A 2,531-nucleotide genomic window follows, 5' to 3' on the forward strand; every position below is an offset into this window, starting at 1 on the left:
CCCAGCTGTCCAAAATGACTTGCTCGATATCATATTTAGAAAGCGGAATTGGTATAACTGGGTTATTCAGAACTGTTTTATTTATGGTAACAATCAGAGAGAATAGATTGCATTTGCAATTTATCGACCTTTTTCCCCGACAAGCAAGAGACCAATAAATGAAAGAAACCATCAGCATTTTGGGTTGTGGCTGGCTGGGCATGCCGTTAGGCGAACGACTGGTAAAAAATGGCCATCCAGTCAAAGGGTCCACTACCCGTAAAGAAAAGCTGGAAGCTATTTCTGAGGTTGGCATGGAGCCATATATCATCGGGCTTGCACCAGAACCAGAGGGAGATATTGAGTCGTTTCTTGATACCGATATTCTCTTCATCAATATTCCACCTGGCAAAGGCGATGGCCAGCCTCACTTTTACCTTCGCCAGATGAAGGCTCTGTCTGAGCGTATCGAGCAATCCAGGGTTAAAAAAATTATTCTGATCAGTGCAACCTCCGTATACCCGCAAAATAACGGTGAGGTAACAGAAGCAGATGCCGTTCGAATTGAGTCTCCATTCTCCGATACTGCCTGGCTGGATATTGAACAGTTGTTCACTGAACATGACGGCCTGAAAACCACCGTGCTTCGCTTTTCTGGCCTGATTGGCGGTGACTATCAACCCGGCCGCTATTTCTCTGGCAAAGAGCTGGGGGGCGCTGACGATCCGGTAAATATGATACACCGGGAAGACTGCCTGCAAATCATCGAGCAGATCGTCGCCAAAAATCTGTTTGGGGAAGTCTTTAACGCCTCAGCGGATGCGCACCCTACCCGTCGTCAGCTCTACACCCGGTCCTGCGAAATCATGGGTATTGAGCCGCCCATTTTTATTGACAAGCCCATGCCCTATCGGCTGGTGAATTGCGATAAATTAAAGAAAGCGCTGAACTATCAGTTTGTTTATCCAGATCCATTAACCGCATTGTCACATTAAATCTTCGATTAATTGGTTTAAGTGGTATATTCCTTGGGTGGATGGAATATACCAAAATCAATTTAGATGAGTTTAAACCAATGAATTCGTTGTTCTTCGATGCTGACCCGGCACCCACCTCCTTCGGAACTGGCAACACCAAAACCAATGGGCAAAGTTCAAGTTTTGGCAACCGCCAGGTTTCTCCTTATTCAGGTCCTGATCTGTCAGCAATGGAAATTGAACCTATGGACACCAGCGAAACTTCATTATGCAGTAACCTGACACAGCGCCGTATAATATTATCGGAAATACAGTCGTTTCTTACTCCTGACACAAGTGAACAGACCGTAAATGTCCTGTTCGATGTTATAAATGATGAATGCCGAACCCTGAAAGGTCATGAAATATATTTTCTCAGCCAGGAAGAGATATCCAAGTTTATTGTTGATCGATTTAAAGTACGTTCATATTATCTGATTAGTCATTATAAGCATGCCAGTTTCAGAAATATTGATGGTCACATAAATACAATATCAATATTTACGGAATTTAATATAACCACTGAAATGGCTATAAGAAGCTTCATACATAGTGAACATTGCTCTAAAACAGCTCGCAGGAATATTTTTTTCAGAGCAGGAAAGTTCACTTGTGTCAATGATGAAATGGGCCGCAGCAGAAACTCTGTACTGAAACAGCAGATTTTTGACCCTCAAACTGTTAACAGACATTCCCGAGCCTATGGTATTGGCTTGTACAGTACCCCAAGTATCGCTGAAGCCAAGGGCTACCTTCATAAAGGTTATAATCAGGGTAATCCTGTCACCATACTGGCTATATCCATTAAGCCAGGTGTGAATATCCTGTCTCTGGCCCATAACAGTCCGTTTTCCTGTTTTCTGGAACAACAGTTTCCCGGTTCCAAAAAAACAGTATTAAATGACATTACCAGGGATAAATGCCATATAGAAAACTGCCTTTACATCATGCCAGCTACCCAATATGGGTATACATTGATTAAGTCGCCCGAAATAATCAAAAAAATCACCCCTTATGATTACACTATGCTAACAAAGCTTTTCGTGCCCTTTAGTCAGGTTGAAATCAGTGGATATAATATGACACCTAAACGAATGACAGCTGATTTACAGTCAGCTGGAATAAGTGCTGAATATATCAAGCATGATTTAATTGAGATCAATCCGATTTCTGACAAGTCTTATTTACCAATTTATCGTTATGCCACCAAACATCGTTTTGCAATGAATAGCGGGTTTCGAGAATTTATTTGTAAAACAGAAAATCAGCAAGAGGTCAGCGAAAACAACCATAAATTCTACACAACCATACACGGGGTCAAATATACAATCAGACCCTCAGCCCGACCACTGGAAAAATCCAGAGATTTTTCATCACCTGAATTTCATGTTCAATTCAAGATTTAAAAAGTAACGGGCCAGGAGGCTGTCCGAGAATAGACTGCCCTCTTAGGTAGACATTAAGGAATTCTTCCTGATAGTACTATTGTCTATTGTTTCTTTAGCTTCTGCGATCGAGTGCAGGCGGGTTGGTTTC

Annotated in this window: 2 protein-coding genes; both read left to right on the forward strand. The window is 42.1% G+C overall.

Going from position 1 to position 2,531, the window contains the following annotated elements; genetic code table 11:
* Positions 1-158: 158 nt before the first annotated feature.
* On the forward strand, positions 159-974 hold the full coding sequence (locus KDK14_RS00845) for an NAD(P)H-binding protein (protein ID WP_257263121.1): 816 nt from the start codon (positions 159-161) through the stop codon (positions 972-974).
* A 41-nt stretch (positions 975-1,015) separates the two neighbouring features.
* The gene (locus KDK14_RS00850) at positions 1,016-2,401 is read left to right on the forward strand and encodes a hypothetical protein (protein WP_257263122.1); all 1,386 of its coding nucleotides are present in this window, start codon (positions 1,016-1,018) and stop codon (positions 2,399-2,401) included.
* The last annotated feature ends 130 nt before the right edge of the window (positions 2,402-2,531 follow it).

It is taken from the genome of Endozoicomonas sp. ONNA2, from assembly GCF_024606365.1.
Lineage (GTDB): Bacteria > Pseudomonadota > Gammaproteobacteria > Pseudomonadales > Endozoicomonadaceae > Endozoicomonas.

Excerpts from the sequence above, each read along its gene's own strand:
- KDK14_RS00850 (WP_257263122.1), top strand. The coding sequence starts at position 1,016 with ATGGAATATACCAAAATCAATTTAGATGAGTTTAAACCAATGAATTCG.
- KDK14_RS00845 (WP_257263121.1), top strand. The coding sequence starts at position 159 with ATGAAAGAAACCATCAGCATTTTGGGTTGTGGCTGGCTGGGCATGCCG.